General features: G+C 36.3%; 15 protein-coding genes. 12 read left to right on the top strand and 3 right to left on the bottom strand.

Annotation, left to right across the window (positions count from 1 at the left end; translation table 11 throughout):
* Positions 1 to 111 precede the first annotated feature (111 nt).
* Entirely contained in the window at positions 112 to 1,203 is a 1,092-nt protein-coding gene (locus MCY_RS02120) for a COX15/CtaA family protein (protein WP_007346723.1), read from the top strand.
* A gap of 21 nt (positions 1,204 to 1,224) precedes the next feature.
* Here the strand turns inward: MCY_RS02120 and argC are convergent, their stop codons facing one another.
* A complete protein-coding gene (argC, locus tag MCY_RS02115) occupies positions 1,225 to 2,157 on the bottom strand; it encodes an N-acetyl-gamma-glutamyl-phosphate reductase (RefSeq protein ID WP_007346722.1) in 933 nt (310 codons plus the stop codon).
* Between the two features lie 337 nt (positions 2,158 to 2,494).
* Between argC and glyA the strand changes: the two genes are divergently transcribed.
* The 6 genes from glyA to nusB all read left to right on the top strand — a co-directional run bounded on the left by glyA (position 2,495) and on the right by nusB (position 7,033).
* The gene (gene glyA, locus MCY_RS02110) at positions 2,495 to 3,808 is read left to right on the top strand and encodes a serine hydroxymethyltransferase (RefSeq protein ID WP_007346721.1); all 1,314 of its coding nucleotides are present in this window, start codon (positions 2,495 to 2,497) and stop codon (positions 3,806 to 3,808) included.
* 13 nt (positions 3,809 to 3,821) lie between these two features.
* Positions 3,822 to 4,304, top strand: coding sequence for a transcriptional regulator NrdR (nrdR, locus tag MCY_RS02105; protein WP_007346720.1), 483 nt, complete (start codon positions 3,822 to 3,824; stop codon positions 4,302 to 4,304).
* Complete coding sequence (ribD, locus tag MCY_RS02100) at positions 4,297 to 5,424, top strand: bifunctional diaminohydroxyphosphoribosylaminopyrimidine deaminase/5-amino-6-(5-phosphoribosylamino)uracil reductase RibD (protein WP_007346719.1); 1,128 nt, start codon at positions 4,297 to 4,299, stop codon at positions 5,422 to 5,424. The genes nrdR and ribD overlap by 8 nt, the downstream gene beginning before the upstream one ends.
* On the top strand, positions 5,406 to 6,023 hold the full coding sequence (locus MCY_RS02095) for a riboflavin synthase (RefSeq protein WP_007346718.1): 618 nt from the start codon (positions 5,406 to 5,408) through the stop codon (positions 6,021 to 6,023). Before ribD ends, MCY_RS02095 begins: the two co-directional genes overlap by 19 nt.
* A gap of 81 nt (positions 6,024 to 6,104) precedes the next feature.
* Positions 6,105 to 6,560, top strand: a complete 456-nt coding sequence (locus MCY_RS02090) for a 6,7-dimethyl-8-ribityllumazine synthase (RefSeq protein ID WP_007346717.1) — start codon at positions 6,105 to 6,107, stop codon at positions 6,558 to 6,560.
* Between the two features lie 2 nt (positions 6,561 to 6,562).
* The gene (gene nusB / locus MCY_RS02085; RefSeq protein ID WP_007346716.1) at positions 6,563 to 7,033 is read left to right on the top strand and encodes a transcription antitermination factor NusB; all 471 of its coding nucleotides are present in this window, start codon (positions 6,563 to 6,565) and stop codon (positions 7,031 to 7,033) included.
* Positions 7,034 to 7,110: 77 nt separating this feature from the next.
* Here nusB and MCY_RS02080 read toward each other — a convergent pair whose 3' ends face one another.
* Positions 7,111 to 7,590 (bottom strand): outer membrane protein assembly factor BamE, encoded by a 480-nt coding sequence (locus MCY_RS02080; protein ID WP_007346715.1) that lies wholly within the window; start codon positions 7,588 to 7,590, stop codon positions 7,111 to 7,113.
* Positions 7,591 to 7,814: 224 nt separating this feature from the next.
* Between MCY_RS02080 and MCY_RS02075 the strand changes: the two genes are divergently transcribed.
* From MCY_RS02075 to MCY_RS02055, 5 genes are all read left to right on the top strand, one after another.
* Positions 7,815 to 8,378, top strand: coding sequence for a YceD family protein (locus tag MCY_RS02075; protein ID WP_007346714.1), 564 nt, complete (start codon positions 7,815 to 7,817; stop codon positions 8,376 to 8,378).
* Between the two features lie 150 nt (positions 8,379 to 8,528).
* Positions 8,529 to 9,599 carry a phosphate acyltransferase PlsX gene (gene plsX / locus MCY_RS02070; RefSeq protein ID WP_007346713.1) on the top strand — a complete coding sequence of 357 codons (1,071 nt, stop codon included), beginning with the start codon at positions 8,529 to 8,531 and terminating at the stop codon, positions 9,597 to 9,599.
* Positions 9,600 to 9,648: 49 nt separating this feature from the next.
* Positions 9,649 to 10,623, top strand: coding sequence for a beta-ketoacyl-ACP synthase III (locus MCY_RS02065; protein WP_007346712.1), 975 nt, complete (start codon positions 9,649 to 9,651; stop codon positions 10,621 to 10,623).
* Positions 10,624 to 10,699: 76 nt separating this feature from the next.
* Positions 10,700 to 11,023: an integration host factor subunit alpha gene (locus MCY_RS02060; RefSeq protein WP_007346711.1), complete on the top strand. Its 324-nt coding sequence runs from the start codon at positions 10,700 to 10,702 to the stop codon at positions 11,021 to 11,023.
* Between the two features lie 181 nt (positions 11,024 to 11,204).
* Complete coding sequence (locus MCY_RS02055) at positions 11,205 to 11,708, top strand: MerR family transcriptional regulator (RefSeq protein ID WP_007346710.1); 504 nt, start codon at positions 11,205 to 11,207, stop codon at positions 11,706 to 11,708.
* 999 nt (positions 11,709 to 12,707) lie between these two features.
* Here the strand turns inward: MCY_RS02055 and thrS are convergent.
* Positions 12,708 to 14,684, bottom strand: coding sequence for a threonine--tRNA ligase (gene thrS, locus MCY_RS02050; RefSeq protein ID WP_007346709.1), 1,977 nt, complete (start codon positions 14,682 to 14,684; stop codon positions 12,708 to 12,710).
* Positions 14,685 to 14,693 lie beyond the last annotated feature (9 nt).

Raw genomic sequence — 14,693 nt, 5'->3', positions numbered from 1 at the left:
ATGTATCGCATGTTATAGTAGTACGCTTGTTTTTTGTTAAAGTTGTAGTACATACTAAAATATGAAGATTTAATGTTTAAATTTTTAAATGCATTGTAGTTGGAGAAAAGCGTGGGGCAATCAAAGATGGCAGTAAAGAGATTAAATAATAATATTTTAACGCCCGTTCAAAAGAAAAATAGAAAACAAATACAGATATGGCTTTATTTTATTTTATTGCTTTGCTTGGCAATTGTCTTAGTAGGGGGAGCCACTCGTTTGACAGGATCAGGATTATCGATAACGGAATGGAAGCCAATACACGGTATTATTCCACCGATAAGTATTAATCAATGGCAAGAGGAATTTTTAAAATATCAACAGATCGCACAATATAAATTGCTTAATCGTGATATGACCTTAAGTGCTTTTAAGATCATTTTTTGGTGGGAATGGGCGCATCGTGTTCTTGGCCGTCTTGTTGGTCTTGTCGCTTTATTCGGGTTAATTTGGTTTTGGGCAACTAAACGGATTGAAAAAAATATTTTACTCCAGCTGATCATTGTGCCGATCCTCATCGCATTTCAAGGTTTTATTGGTTGGTGGATGGTAGCTTCGGGGATTGGGCAAAGTAATCTAACAAGTGTGAGCCAATATCGTTTGGCATTTCATCTTATAACGGCATGTTTCGTTATTATTTTTGTTACTTATTTATCTCAAGGACTTACAGAATATTCGGAAAAACCAGCAAATAAAAAAGTGCAATATTTTGCAGCTTGGTTTGTTATTCTCGTTTTGATAGAGATTTATTTGGGTGCTTTGGTTGCAGGGCTTCATGCTGGAAAAGTCTATAATACATGGCCCCTTATGGATGGTCAGATTATTCCTGATGGTTTATTGCAGCATAGTCCTATTTGGCGCAATTTATTCGAAAATCCTTTAACGGTTCAATTTACACATCGTTTTTTTGCTTATTTTTTATTTATTGTTTCGGCTATTCATGCTTTCTACGTACAAAAAAATGCTCCACATTCAACCCATTCTCGTCGTGCATTTTTGATTTGTGTTATGATTATTATTCAAGCACTTTTGGGTATCTTGACACTGTTATATGAGGTTCCGATAAGTTTGGGGCTCATTCATCAAAGTATGGCATTAGTTGTGTTGTGGTTTGCGGTTACGCACTGGCGAGCAACAAAAGGAGCTTATCGTGTTGTTGAATAAAAGCTTGTATCCAGATGAAGTTTAGTTGCCTGAAAGCATTAAATCGAGATTTTGGACAACAGCGGCTGATGCGCCTTTTCCTAAATTATCGAATATGGCGCAGAGATTAAAAATGCCTTCGCGATCATTTCCAAATACGAACAGTTTCATACCATCTTTATTGGCTAAATATTCTGGATTAAGACTTTGAAGTGAAGCGGTTTCTTCTTGTGATGCAACTGAAATGATACTTTGTCCATCGTAATGGTTTGCAAGAATTTCGCGCAGATCAGAACAGTTCGCTGATTTTGTAAATAAATGGCGATGCAGTGGAAGATTGACAATCATCCCTTGAGGAAAACGACCAACACTCGGTACAAAAATAGGAGTTTGATTGATTTGTCCATGGATTTTAATTTCTGGAACATGTTTGTGTTCAAGATTAAGACCATAGATAAAGTAATTTTCCCGAATATGTTGTTGAGATTGATTTTCCATGTGAGCAATCAATTTTTTTCCACCTCCGGTATAACCGGAGATTGCATTAATCGAGATAGGGTAATAAGCGTCTAGTAGTCCTACTTCGCGAAGTGGGCGAATCAAGCTAATGGCGCCGGTAGGGTAACATCCGGGATTGGTTACATAATGTGCTGCTTGAATGCGCTTTTTTTGTCCTGCTGTCATTTCAGGAAAACCGTAGACCCAGTTTGATGTTACGCGGTGTGCTGTTGAGCTATCAATAATCCTAATATTTTTATTCTTTTTAAGCCAATGAACTGTTTCGCGTGCAGCATCATCTGGAAGACATAAAATAACAATATCGGTTTGATTAAGATAGTCTTGTCGCAGATGAACATCATGGCGATCTTTATGAGTAAGAGAGAGTAGTTTAAAATCTGTACGCTTCTTTAAGCGTTTTTGTATTTGCAGTCCGGTTGTTCCATGTTCACCATCAATAAAGACTTTTGTTGCCATTCTTATTTACCTTACCTTTCCCTGCTACATTCAATTTTTCATATTATAAATTATTTTAAATCATTACCAACTTAAATAGTAATCGTTAAGTTATTGAATTTATTTAAATAATAAATATTTTTGTAAAAGTTATAAACAAATAAGAACGTAAAAGAAAAAACTTAACCTCAGTTTTTGCCATTCTTGTGAGAGAAGTTTTGTGCTGTTTCTATGACAAGGAATAAGATAAATATTTGTGTCATTATTTTTGAATGTAAGTGGTTTAAAATGTTTGGTTTGCATTGTTTGCTGTGTTATCGTTTAGTAACTTTACTTTATTATGTTAGGAACGTATTTTATGACACAGCAAGAAATTGACGTACAAAAGCGCTTTTTTAATGATAATTTGCAAACTGTCGATAGTGCAATCTTTGAAGCAATTAAGGGCGAATTTGATCGGCAACAACATGAAATTGAGCTGATTGCTTCAGAGAATATTGTTTCAAGAGCGGTTCTTGAAGCACAGGGTTCTGTTTTAACCAATAAATATGCAGAAGGTTATCCAGGAAAACGCTATTATGGTGGGTGTCAATTTGTTGATGTCGTTGAAGATTTAGCCATTGAAAGAGCAAAACAGCTTTTTGGTGCAGCTTTTGCAAATGTGCAGCCTAATTCTGGTAGCCAAATGAATCAAGCTGTCTTTTTAGCTTTACTTCAGCCTGGTGATCCATTTATGGGATTGGATTTAAATGCTGGTGGTCACCTTACGCATGGTTCATCTGTCAATATGTCTGGGAAATGGTTTGATGTTGTTTCTTATGGGGTGCGTCAAGAAGATCAGATTATCGATATGAAAGAGGTTGAGCGGCTTGCAGAAGAGCGTAAACCAAAACTTATTATCGCAGGGGGATCGTCTTATCCTCGCTTCTGGGATTGGAAGCGTTTTCGTGAAATAGCCGATGAGATTGGTGCTTATCTACTTGTTGATATGTCTCATATTGCCGGTCTTGTTGCTGGTGGCGTACATCCTTCACCTGTGCCACATGCGCATATTGTAACGACAACAACACATAAATCGCTTCGAGGTCCTCGTGGTGGTTTGATATTGACAAACGATGAGGCTTTATCCAGAAAAATTAATTCTGCAATTTTCCCTGGTCTTCAAGGAGGAGCTTTAATGCATGTGATTGCGGCAAAGGCCGTTGCGTTTGAAGAGGCTCTGCGTCCATCTTTCAAGAGTTATAGTGCCAATGTGGTTGAAAATGCAAAAACTTTAGCAAAAACATTACAAAGTAATGGTTTTAATATTGTTTCTGGCGGTACAGACAATCATTTATTGTTAGTTGATTTACGTTCCAAAAATCTAACAGGAAAACGTGCTGAATTGGCTTTGGGACGCGCTCATATTACCTGCAATAAAAATGCTATTCCTTTTGATCCTGAAACGCCATCTATAACATCGGGAATTCGTTTGGGATCACCTGCTACCACAACGCGTGGTTTTTCAGAGAAAGAATTTATTCAAGTTGGTCATTTGATTTCAGAAGTTCTTGATGGTCTTCGGGATGCAAAAAGTGATGAAGACAATCATACTGTTGAAATAGCTGTGAAGAAAAAGGTGGAAGATATAACGAATCAATTCCCTCTTTACTCTTCTTTTAATACGCGTTAAGGGTACGAAAGAAATGCGCTGTCCTTATTGTCAATATGAGGATACACAGGTTAAAGATTCGCGTCCTGCAGAAGAGGGAGCGGTGATTCGTCGTCGTCGTGTATGTTCCGTTTGTGCAGGTCGTTTTACAACTTTTGAACGTGTTCAGTTACGCGAGCTTTTGGTTGCTAAAAAAAGTGGACGATGTGAGCCATTCGATCGTGATAAGTTAATGCGATCGGTTGATTTGGCTATACGTAAGCGCAATATTGATCCTGATCATATCGAACGAGCAGTTTCTGGCATTGTGCGACAACTTGAAAGTTTGGGGGAACCAGAGATTGCTTCAGAAAAAATTGGACATCTTGTGATGGAAGCATTGAAAAGAATTGATGACATTGCTTATATCCGTTTTGCTTCTGTGTATCGCGATTTTCGTAATGCAAGCGATTTTCACGATGTTATAGATGAGTTGTCAAAGGATATAGCGGATACAGAATCTCGTTTTGATGAATAAAAAAGTGCAAGATGAACGGTTTATGGCTGCAGCTATCCGTTTAGCAGAGCGTCATGTCGGTCTTACAGGTGGGAATCCTTCGGTTGGTACGTTGATTGTGCGAAACGATGACGGTGTGGGCACGTTTATTGTTGGTTATGGCGTAACAGCTATTCATGGCAGGCCTCATGCAGAAGTGCAAGCTTTACGCATGGCTGGTTCTTTAGCTCAAGGAGCCACTGCCTATGTGACTTTAGAACCCTGTGCACATTATGGAAAAACTTCTCCATGTGTGAATGCACTTATTGATTCGGGTATTTCTCGCGTTGTTGTTGCTCTTAATGATTGTGACGAACGCGTTGATGGTCGTGGTATTGCTCTTTTACGTGCGGCCGGTATTGAAGTAATTGAGGGCATTTTAGCTGAAGAAGCTTTTGAATCTTTATATACGCACTGGTGTATCAGGAAGATGCAACGCTGTGCTGTTACTTTTAAAATGGCAATTTCTGCCGATAATGGTGTGGGAAAAAGAGAAAAGCGGGGAATGAAAATTAGTGGAATTATTTCTCATACCCATACCCATATTTTACGTGCCCAAAATAATGCTATCATGGTTGGTATTGGCACTATATTAACAGATGATCCGCAATTAAATTGCCGCTTACCAGGATTGGAGATGCGTTCACCTACACGTATTATTTTGGATGCAGATTTATCTATCCCACTTGAGGCAAAAGTTGTTCAAACGGCAACAACAGTTCCTACTTGGGTTATTTGTGATGCAAATCGTTTAAATAAAGACAAAAAAAATGCGCTGAAACAGTATGGTGTATCTGTGTATTCGATAAAAATGAGCAATGGTCACTTGCAGCCACTTGCTATTTTGCAGCTGCTTTATAAACATGGAATCAATAGCGTTTTACTTGAGGGAGGTGCAAAAACAGGGGAAACGTTTTTAAATGCTGGTTGTGTGGATCGTCTGATATGTTTTTATGCACCCGTTGTTTTAGGAAAAGGTCGTGTTGAAGCTCCTCATTTTGGAAATTATCTTTCGCAATTTCATGAAGTTGAGGCAAGAATGTTTGGAAATGACCGTTTTTATAAATGGAGGCATAAGGCATTATGTTTACAGGAATTATAACAGACATCGGTTGTGTTGAAGATATTCAATCTTTAAAGCAGGGTGTCCGTTTAAAGATTTCTACACGCTATGCTATAGAAAGCTTAGCAATTGGCGCATCAATTGCGTGTTCAGGAATTTGTCTGACAATTGTAGAGCGAGGATTAAAACAAAAAAACTCCAATTGGTTTATCGTCGAAGCGTGGGAAGAAACATTGCGTTTGACGAATCTTGTACAATGGACAAAAGGAACTTTTGTTAATTTAGAGCGTTCGCTTCGATTGGGTGATGAAATGGGAGGACATTTGGTCTCTGGTCATATTGATGGTCTGGCTGAAATCATTGATCAAAAAAATGAAGGAGATGCGATTCGTTTTTATCTAAAAGTTTCAAGACAATTTATACCTTTCATTGTTAATAAAGGATCTCTTGCACTTAATGGGACATCTTTGACTGTTAATGTTGTTGAGGATTGTATTTTTGATGTTCTTATTATTCGCCATACACTTGAAATGACAACTTGGAGACAAGCTAAAATTGGAGATTTGGTTAATTTGGAAATTGATCAATTTGCTCGTTATTCTGCTAAGCTTCTTACTTTAAAAATGAAAGATGAATAAATCAAAAATCTATTGATCGCTTTTAGAATTTTACACTTTATAACCTTGATTTTTTTTGATTCGTTTTTGTGGAATTCCATTATGATGAAAGAGATACATAAAAAGCCTCATGTATTGATTGTTGAAGCACGTTTTTATGAGGAAATTTCTGATTCACTTTTAAAAGGTGCTGTGACTGCTTTGCAAAAAGCTGAAGCGAGTTATGACATTGTAACGGTTCCTGGAGCATTAGAAATTCCAAGCGCTATCGCTTTTGCTGAACTAAATAAGATATCTTATGACGGTTATGTTGCACTTGGTTGTGTTATTCGGGGTGAAACATATCACTTTGAAATTGTTGCTAATGATTCTTGTCGTGCATTGATGGATTTAACTGTTCATAAGCATTTGGCTATTGGAAATGGCATTTTGACTGTTGAAAATGAAAAACAAGCTTGGATACGTGCAAAACAAGAGGACAAAAATAAAGGTGGTTTTGCAGCTGAAGCGGCTTTATGTATGATCGCTCTAAAAAAGAGATTTGGAGATAATCGTTAACTATGCCTGATATAAAAAACAGACATTTTCCGCGTTCAGCCAATAAACGTGGAGCAGCAAGACTTGCTGCAGTTCAAGCACTCTATCAAATGGATATTGTGGGTTCAGGGGTGATGGAAACGGCAGCTGAATATGAGGCTTATCGTCTAGGAAAAGATATTGATGGGGATCAGTATCTTGAAGCTGATTTTCAATGGTTCTTGGCTATTATAACAGGTGTTGTAAAAGATCAAAAGAGGCTTGATCCTTTGCTTCATAAACAGCTTTCTGCAGAGTGGTCTCTTTCACGTCTTGATTCTATATTACGAGCAATTTTACGAGCAGGTTTATGGGAGTTAATCAACCGTAAAGATGTTCCTATTGCGGTTGTTATGAGTGAATATGTTGATATAGCAAAGGCATTTTTTGAAGGTGATGAGCCAAAACTTGTTAATGCGATTCTTGACAATATGGCAAAAAAAGTCCGCCTCTAAGAATCATAATTTCTTATACTGTTAGACTTGATAAGATCAAGTCTAACAGTATTGGAACGATATGCAGACTATATAATTCAGTTATGGGGTGGTGGATTTGCAGGACCTTTTATAATTTGCATTAAGAAAGGGTGTTCTTTTGTTGCAGTTGGTGTTGTTCTAGAAATAAAATCAAACACTTGACCGTCTTGTAAGCCGTAGTTAGCAACTTTTGTAACTTGATTATTTTCATTGAAGTAAATGGCTAAAACTTTGCGGTCAATAATCTTTGTTTTCATAAACTGCATCCCACGGTAACGTGTTTGCGAGATGTAATAAAAAACTTCATTATCATATTTTGTTTTTAATGAAGGGGTCCCTAAAGTTAAAAGAACCTGCTCTTGACTGGATCCAATAGAGATAGAACTCAGAGCATTTTTATCAAGAATATAGCCCTCTCTATAAATTTGGCTTGAACCTGAAGAATCAAGAAGACTACAACCCGCAAGTACTATGATGTTTGCTATTGCTAGACAAACCAATAATTTACGTTTGATTAAGACTATTATGTGAGACATATAAAACAATGATAACTCCTTTTTATACTTAGATGTACGACAAGAAGGCAACCTCAAGTTTTTTCTAATTTTAGCTTAATCTACTGTAGCTTACACTGAGTTTCCCTATTATAAAGAAAATTATGCCATATAGAATTTCTTTAGAAAAGTAAAAAATGTATCAAATGTACTTGAGGTAAATAAAAGTACTGTGCTTTATATGTTTTTGTGGTTGGGAGTTTTCAATGAATGTTCAGAATTTTTCTCAAATGATATTTGCTTTGACTTATCCAATATCCGTACGTTCTTTACCTGCGAAAGGTATCAAAGCTCATCTTTATGCAAATAAAAAAGAATGTGCATGTTTAGCTCAGAACCATGATTTAATTGAAGTAAAATCTTGTGAGGGAAAATTCCATATTTTTCCGTGGAAAAAACGAGGAGTACGGATAAAAGGACTGTTGCAAGCGCGTATATTACAGTTATGTGTTATCACATTAGAACCATTAGAAAATATTCTCTGTGAAAATATTGATACTGTTTTTGTTCCTGAAGATTCAAATTTGATAAAGCCTCAAAGATCAGAGGATACGAGAGAATTATTTTTAGATGTGGAGGGACTTGATACTCCAGAAGTGTTTTATGATGATAAAATTGATATTGGTGCAATCATGGAAGAGTTTTTTGAGTTGTCTATTAATCACTATCCACGTAAGGAGGAGGTAAAGATGCATGCAGTTGAAAATTTAGAAGAAGAAGAGCAAAAACTTTCGCCATTTTCTGTTTTGAAAAATTGGAAGTTATTGTAAAAACGTAAAAAAATTATCTATTGTATACTATGATAAAAACGGTTTTTTCTGCGGAGCTATTTTCGCAAGATGTGTTTTGTGAGTGTTCAGAAGCCGAAAATCATAATATGCGTTTAAGGATGTAAATAAGAAGATGTGGGATATGCAAGCGTGATTAGAGTTTCCATAGATGTCATGGGTGGTGATTATGGTCCAGAAGCAGCTATTGCAGGAGCAGCAATTGTACAAAAATATTTGTCAAATATTTATTTTCTGTTTTATGGGATGGAGGAGGTTGTCAAGCCAGTTCTAAAAAAGTATCCCTGTTTGGATTCTGTATCGTGCTTTTGTTCTACAGAAACTTATACACGCATGGATGAAAAGCCAAGCCAAGCACTTCGCAATGGACGTGGTAAATCATCAATGTGGTGTGCTATTGAAGCGGTAAAAAATGGTGAAGCTGATGCTTGTGTTTCTGCTGGTAATACAGGGGCACTCATGACCATGTCTTATTTTTGTTTAAAAATGCTAGCAGAGGCTGAACGTCCTGGTATTGCAGGTATCTGGCCAACACTTCGCAGTGAAAGTATCGTTTTAGATATTGGAGCAACAATTGGTGCATCTGCTAGTCAATTGGTTGATTTGGCGGTTATGGGAGCGGGGATGTTTCGCGCTTTATATCATACTGAAAAACCAAGCGTGGGGCTTTTGAATGTGGGAGTAGAAGAGGTTAAAGGGCTTTATGAAATAAAAAAAGCAGGAATGATATTACGTAAAGTGCAATTAGAAGGATTAGAATATAAAGGATTCGTTGAGGGCAATGATATTGGAAAAGGAACTGTTGATGTTGTTGTAACAGAAGGATTTTCTGGTAATATTGCTTTAAAAACCGCAGAAGGGACAGCGCGACAGATAGGAGAGATTTTAAACTCTGCACTGCGCAGTTCTTTTTTAACATCTCTTGGTTATTTTTTATCACGGGGAGCTTTTCGTACACTGAAACATAAAATGGATCCCGATAGGGTGAATGGAGGAGTGCTTTTAGGTTTGAATGGTGTTGTCATAAAAAGTCATGGTGGTGCTAATGCTAATGGTTTTGCTTCTGCTATCCGTGTTGGTTATGAAGTGGTTAATAATGGTCTTTTACAAAAAATAACTGCAGATTTGCGGCGGTTTCATGAGAATAAAGAAGCGCTTTTTGATCAGGAAGATGAATCGGTGATGAATGGGGAGGCCTTATGATAAGCTCTTACAATAGAAATGAGAAGTTTGAAGAAAAGGTGAGAGCTGAATGATTCGATCAATTATACGTGGTGTAGGAAGTGCTTTGCCGAAAAAAAGTTTATCAAATGATGAGATTGCAAAGTTTGTTGAAACGTCAGATTCATGGATTGTTCAACGTACAGGAATACATCAACGTTATATTGCCAATGAAAATGAAACAACGGTTTCTTTAGGTGTGGAAGCTGCGCAAGCAGCCCTTATAAATGCTGGTCTTACAATAAAGGATATTGATTGTATTATTTTAGCAACCTCAACACCAAATCGTACTTTTCCTGCTTCTGCTGTTGAAATTCAGTATGCTTTGGGAATGAGCCATGGATTTGCTTTTGATATTCAAGCCGTTTGCTCTGGTTTTATTTTTGCTTTAGTAACAGGAGATTCTTATTTACGCTGTGGAGCAATTAAAAGAATTTTAGTTATTGGATCTGATACATTTTCTCGAATTTTAGATTGGGAAGATCGTACAACATGTGTTTTGTTTGGTGATGGTGCGGGGGCTGCTATTTTGGAAGCACAAGAAATTGAAAAGAATGTTGTTTTTAAGCGTGGTATATTGTCTGCAAAACTGCGTTCTGATGGTGCTTATATAGATAAACTATATGTTGATGGTGGACCTTCAACAACCCAAACGACAGGCTATTTGCGTATGGAAGGACGAGAGGTTTTTAAGTATGCTGTTGGTATGATAACCGATGTAGTTGATGATTGTTTTGCAGCTGTGGGTATGGATTCTTCACAACTAGATTGGTTTATACCTCATCAGGCTAATAGGCGCATTATTGAAGCATCTGCTAAAAAATTGGGAATTTCACCAGAGAAAGTTGTGATTACTGTTGATCAACATGGTAATACGTCAGCAGCATCAGTTCCTTTGGCATTAACAGCAGCTATTAGCGATGGAAGAATAAAAAAAGGAGATCTTATTATGTTAGAAGCTATGGGAGGTGGATTTACATGGGGAGCAATTCTTATTCGTTGGTAAATTATGGTGACTTGACCATATTTGAATAGATGTATAAGTCATTTTGTAATTTTTAATATTTTAATAGGTGGTTATAATGGCAAGTAAGACAGTAACGCGTGCAGATTTAGCGAGCGTAGTTTGTAAAAGAGTGGGCTTGTCACATACTGAATCAGCAGCTTTGGTCGAGTTGATTTTGGATGAGATTTGCAGCTCACTTGTAAAAGGTGAAGCTGTTAAATTATCTTCTTTTGCAACTTTTCAAGTCCGCAGTAAAAATGAACGTATTGGGCGCAATCCAAAAACAGGTGTGGAAGCACCTATTTCTCCGCGACGTGTTGTAACATTTAAGGCTGCAAATGTACTTAAACAAAGAATTCTAGATTCGCATCGTGCAAGACAGAAAAATGATGTCTCATAAATAAACGCATGATAATGTTTAGTATTTATTAAAAAGTATCTAAAATAAAGTTCTGTGTTTTTTTTTAACTGTTTAATAAGTAGTCAATTATAGTCCTATTTTTGACTAATCTTGTTGCGAGATTGAGATGTAATGAATCATTATCAAATCATTTATCGTATCTTAGATAAGGTGTTGAAAAATGGATAAAAGCTCTGATGCTTTTCGCACAATTAGCGAAGTAGCCGAGTTGTTGGAGCTGCCGCAGCATGTCTTGAGATTCTGGGAAACACGTTTTAGGCAGATTAAGCCAATGAAACGTGGAGGAGGAAGGCGCTATTATCGTCCGATTGATATTGATTTACTTAATGGTATTAAGCAGTTATTGTATGATCAGGGATATACAATAAAAGGTGTGCAGCGTCTTTTGAAAGAAAATGGTGTTGCTTTTGTGACTGCATTTGGTAGCGGTAATCTTGATGCTATGAATGTTGTCATAGAGAAAAAACATGCAGGACAAACTTCTGAAAATGTTAGCAATAAGCCTAAAAAATCTTCTTTTGGACTTTTGAGTTTCATGAGGAGTGAGGGAGAGGCATCTATTGGTTCTGTGAATCTCTATAAGGAGAAAACTGATAAAGTATTGTTGCAAGAAATATTGTTTGAACTCATTGAATGTAAGCGTGTTCTTGATAGAGCACGGTAACAATTATGTTTTTTATTTTATATTGTGCTTATTTTTTAGCAAAAAATGTGTTTTGAAATTTTTTCGTAAATGAACATAGTATCTAGCATGGTAATTATGTTTTGTAGATATTTAGATACTTTATAAGTGTACTTCGAACTTTTATATTAAATTAGCTGCTAACGTATCATATGTATATATTATATTTGACTCGTTTTTTAATAAGAGTTTTTAAGAAGAGGGGAAAAAATTAACGTTGAATTTTGCTATTTTCCTTTGATTTAGTTTTATAATTCTCAGAAAAGTTAAAACGATATCTAGCGAGTCGAAATTCCGTAAGGGAGGTAGAATGCTCGTGGGTTGCTAATTGGCTGCGCTTATTTTAAAGAAATAAAACACCTAACCCCATTTTGCGTTGGGAATCGTAAATGGTATAGTAGTAAATTCATTAAGGCTACCATTTTTATGTTTGTGTGAAGAGGCTAGTTGAGTGTTACTATCATAATTTTAGCCCACTCATAATGTTTTCGGCAATCTTTGGTTCTTGAGGTGATTTTATTATAGGCATTGTTAGTTCTTTCTAGATAGTACATTCATCTCGCTTGTCGCGTGCAAGAGAATGATACTGATTGATTCAATATAAAATGATAGAATCCTATTATATTCGAGACGCCCATTTTAGATGAATAACGGTGGATTATTTATTATAAATCAATATATTATCATTGTTTTGATAAAAACTTATCTTACAAATAAGATATATGATTGTTCAGCTAATTTACATATTTATTCATAAATATAATCTTGTTTTCAGTTTTTCTTTTGGATGTTTTTATAATTATCGTAATGATTCACCTATGATAGAATAGCACAATCTTCTTGTTATAAAGGTTAAGAGAGCTATTAATTGGTATTTATTAGATGTATAACTCCTCAAATACTCCAATATTAAACTATTTAATTTTGTAAAATTGAGAATTTATAGTAAAAAAAATTAAGATCTTATCATCTTTTGTGATGTTATGCATTTATTACACGCTGTAAATCTGGAGGTGTTGCCTCATTTGACAGCTGTTTAATCACGTCTTCTACAGGTAAAAAAGTCTGATTCGTACTTCCTAAGCGGCGCATATTTACGCTGTTTGTTTGAGCTTCACGTTTGCCACATACCAAAATTACAGGGACTTTTTGTAAAGAATGTTCTCGTATTTTATAGTTAATTTTTTCATTACGGAGATCTGTTGTTACAGAAAGCCCAATAGCTCTAAGTTTTGCTGTTATTTTTTGGGCATATTCATTCGCTTCAGATGTAATTGTTGCAACAACAACTTGTTCAGGAGCAAGCCAAAGTGGTATATGCCCAGCAAAATTTTCGATTAATATACCAAGAAAACGCTCCATTGATCCAAAAATGGCGCGATGAATCATAACAGGTTGGCGTTTTTCTGAATCTTTATCGATATAGAATGCACCAAAACGTTCAGGGAGATTAAAATCTACTTGTGTTGTTCCACATTGCCATTCACGACCAATAGCATCCTTTAATGTATATTCAAATTTTGGACCATAAAACGCTCCCTCACCTGGAAGGATGCTTGTTTTGATCCGTCCTGAAAATTTTATTTCAATCGTTTTAAGAATAGATTCCATGATATTTTCCGCATGATCCCATAACACGTCAGATCCAACTCGTTTTTCCGGACGTGTTGAAAGCTTAAGACTGATTTCTTTAAAACCAAAATCAGCATAAGTTGATAAAATAAGATCATTAATACTGAGACATTCATCAGCTAATTGTTCATCAGTACAAAAAATATGCGCATCATCTTGTGTAAAACCACGCGCACGCATAAGACCATGTAAAGAGCCTGAAGGTTCATAACGATGAACAAGACCAAATTCAGCAAGTCTAATGGGCAAATCACGATAAGATTTTAAACCATGTTTAAAAATTTGTACATGACCAGGGCAATTCATTGGTTTAAGAGCATACATATTTCTATGATCTGAATCTTCTTCTGCTGGAATTGTTTTGAACATGTTCTCTTTATACCAGCTCCAATGGCCAGATATTTCCCAAAGCGACTTATCGAGAACTTGTGGTGCATTAACTTCAGCATATTGATGATCATCAAGGCGTCTACGCATATAGTTGATTAAATTTTGGAACATTTTCCAGCCTTTTTTGTGCCAAAAAATCATTCCTGGTCCTTCTTCTTGAAAATGAAATAAATCCATTTCACGTCCTAAGCGGCGATGATCACGTTTTTCAGCTTCCTCTAGCATATGTAGATAGGCTTTTAAGTCATTTTCATTAGCAAATGCTGTTCCATAAATTCTCGTAAGCATTGGATTATTAACATCACCACGCCAATAAGCTCCTGCGACTTTCATTAATTTGAAAGCATTTCCAATTTGTCCTGTAGATTGCATGTGCGGGCCGCGGCACAGGTCGAACCACTCGCCTTGATAATAGATTTTTAAATCTTGGTTTTCAGGAATGCTATCGATAAGTTCAACTTTATAAAATTCCTTTTTTTCATAAAAAACTTTTCTTGCTCTTTCACGAGACCAAATTTCTTTTCTAAAAGGTTTATTGCGTTGGATAATTTCACGCATTTTCTTTTCGATGATGGCGAGATCATCTAATGTAAAAGGTTGTTGGCGTGCAAAATCATAATAGAACCCATTTTCAATGACAGGGCCTATTGTCACTTGCGTTTCAGGAAAAAGTTCTTGCACAGCTTCAGCAAGGACATGCGCACAATCATGTCTTATGAGCTCAAGAGCACGTGAATCATCACGGGTAATAATCTCCACTTGACCAGATTGTCCTAATGGATCCGAGAGATCTCGTATGATGCCATCAAGACTATAGGCAACAGCTTTTTTTGCTAGTGATTTAGAAATCAATTCTGCTAATTCTAAGCCTGTCATTTCAGCCGAGTAATTACGTTCTGAGCCATCGGGAAAAGAAAGAGAAACAGAGCAAGACATAAAAACACC

The organism is Bartonella rattimassiliensis 15908 (assembly GCF_000278215.1).
Classification (GTDB): domain Bacteria; phylum Pseudomonadota; class Alphaproteobacteria; order Rhizobiales; family Rhizobiaceae; genus Bartonella; species Bartonella rattimassiliensis.
Note: the sequence above shows the minus strand (reverse complement) of the source record. Positions and strands in the feature narration are given on the sequence as shown.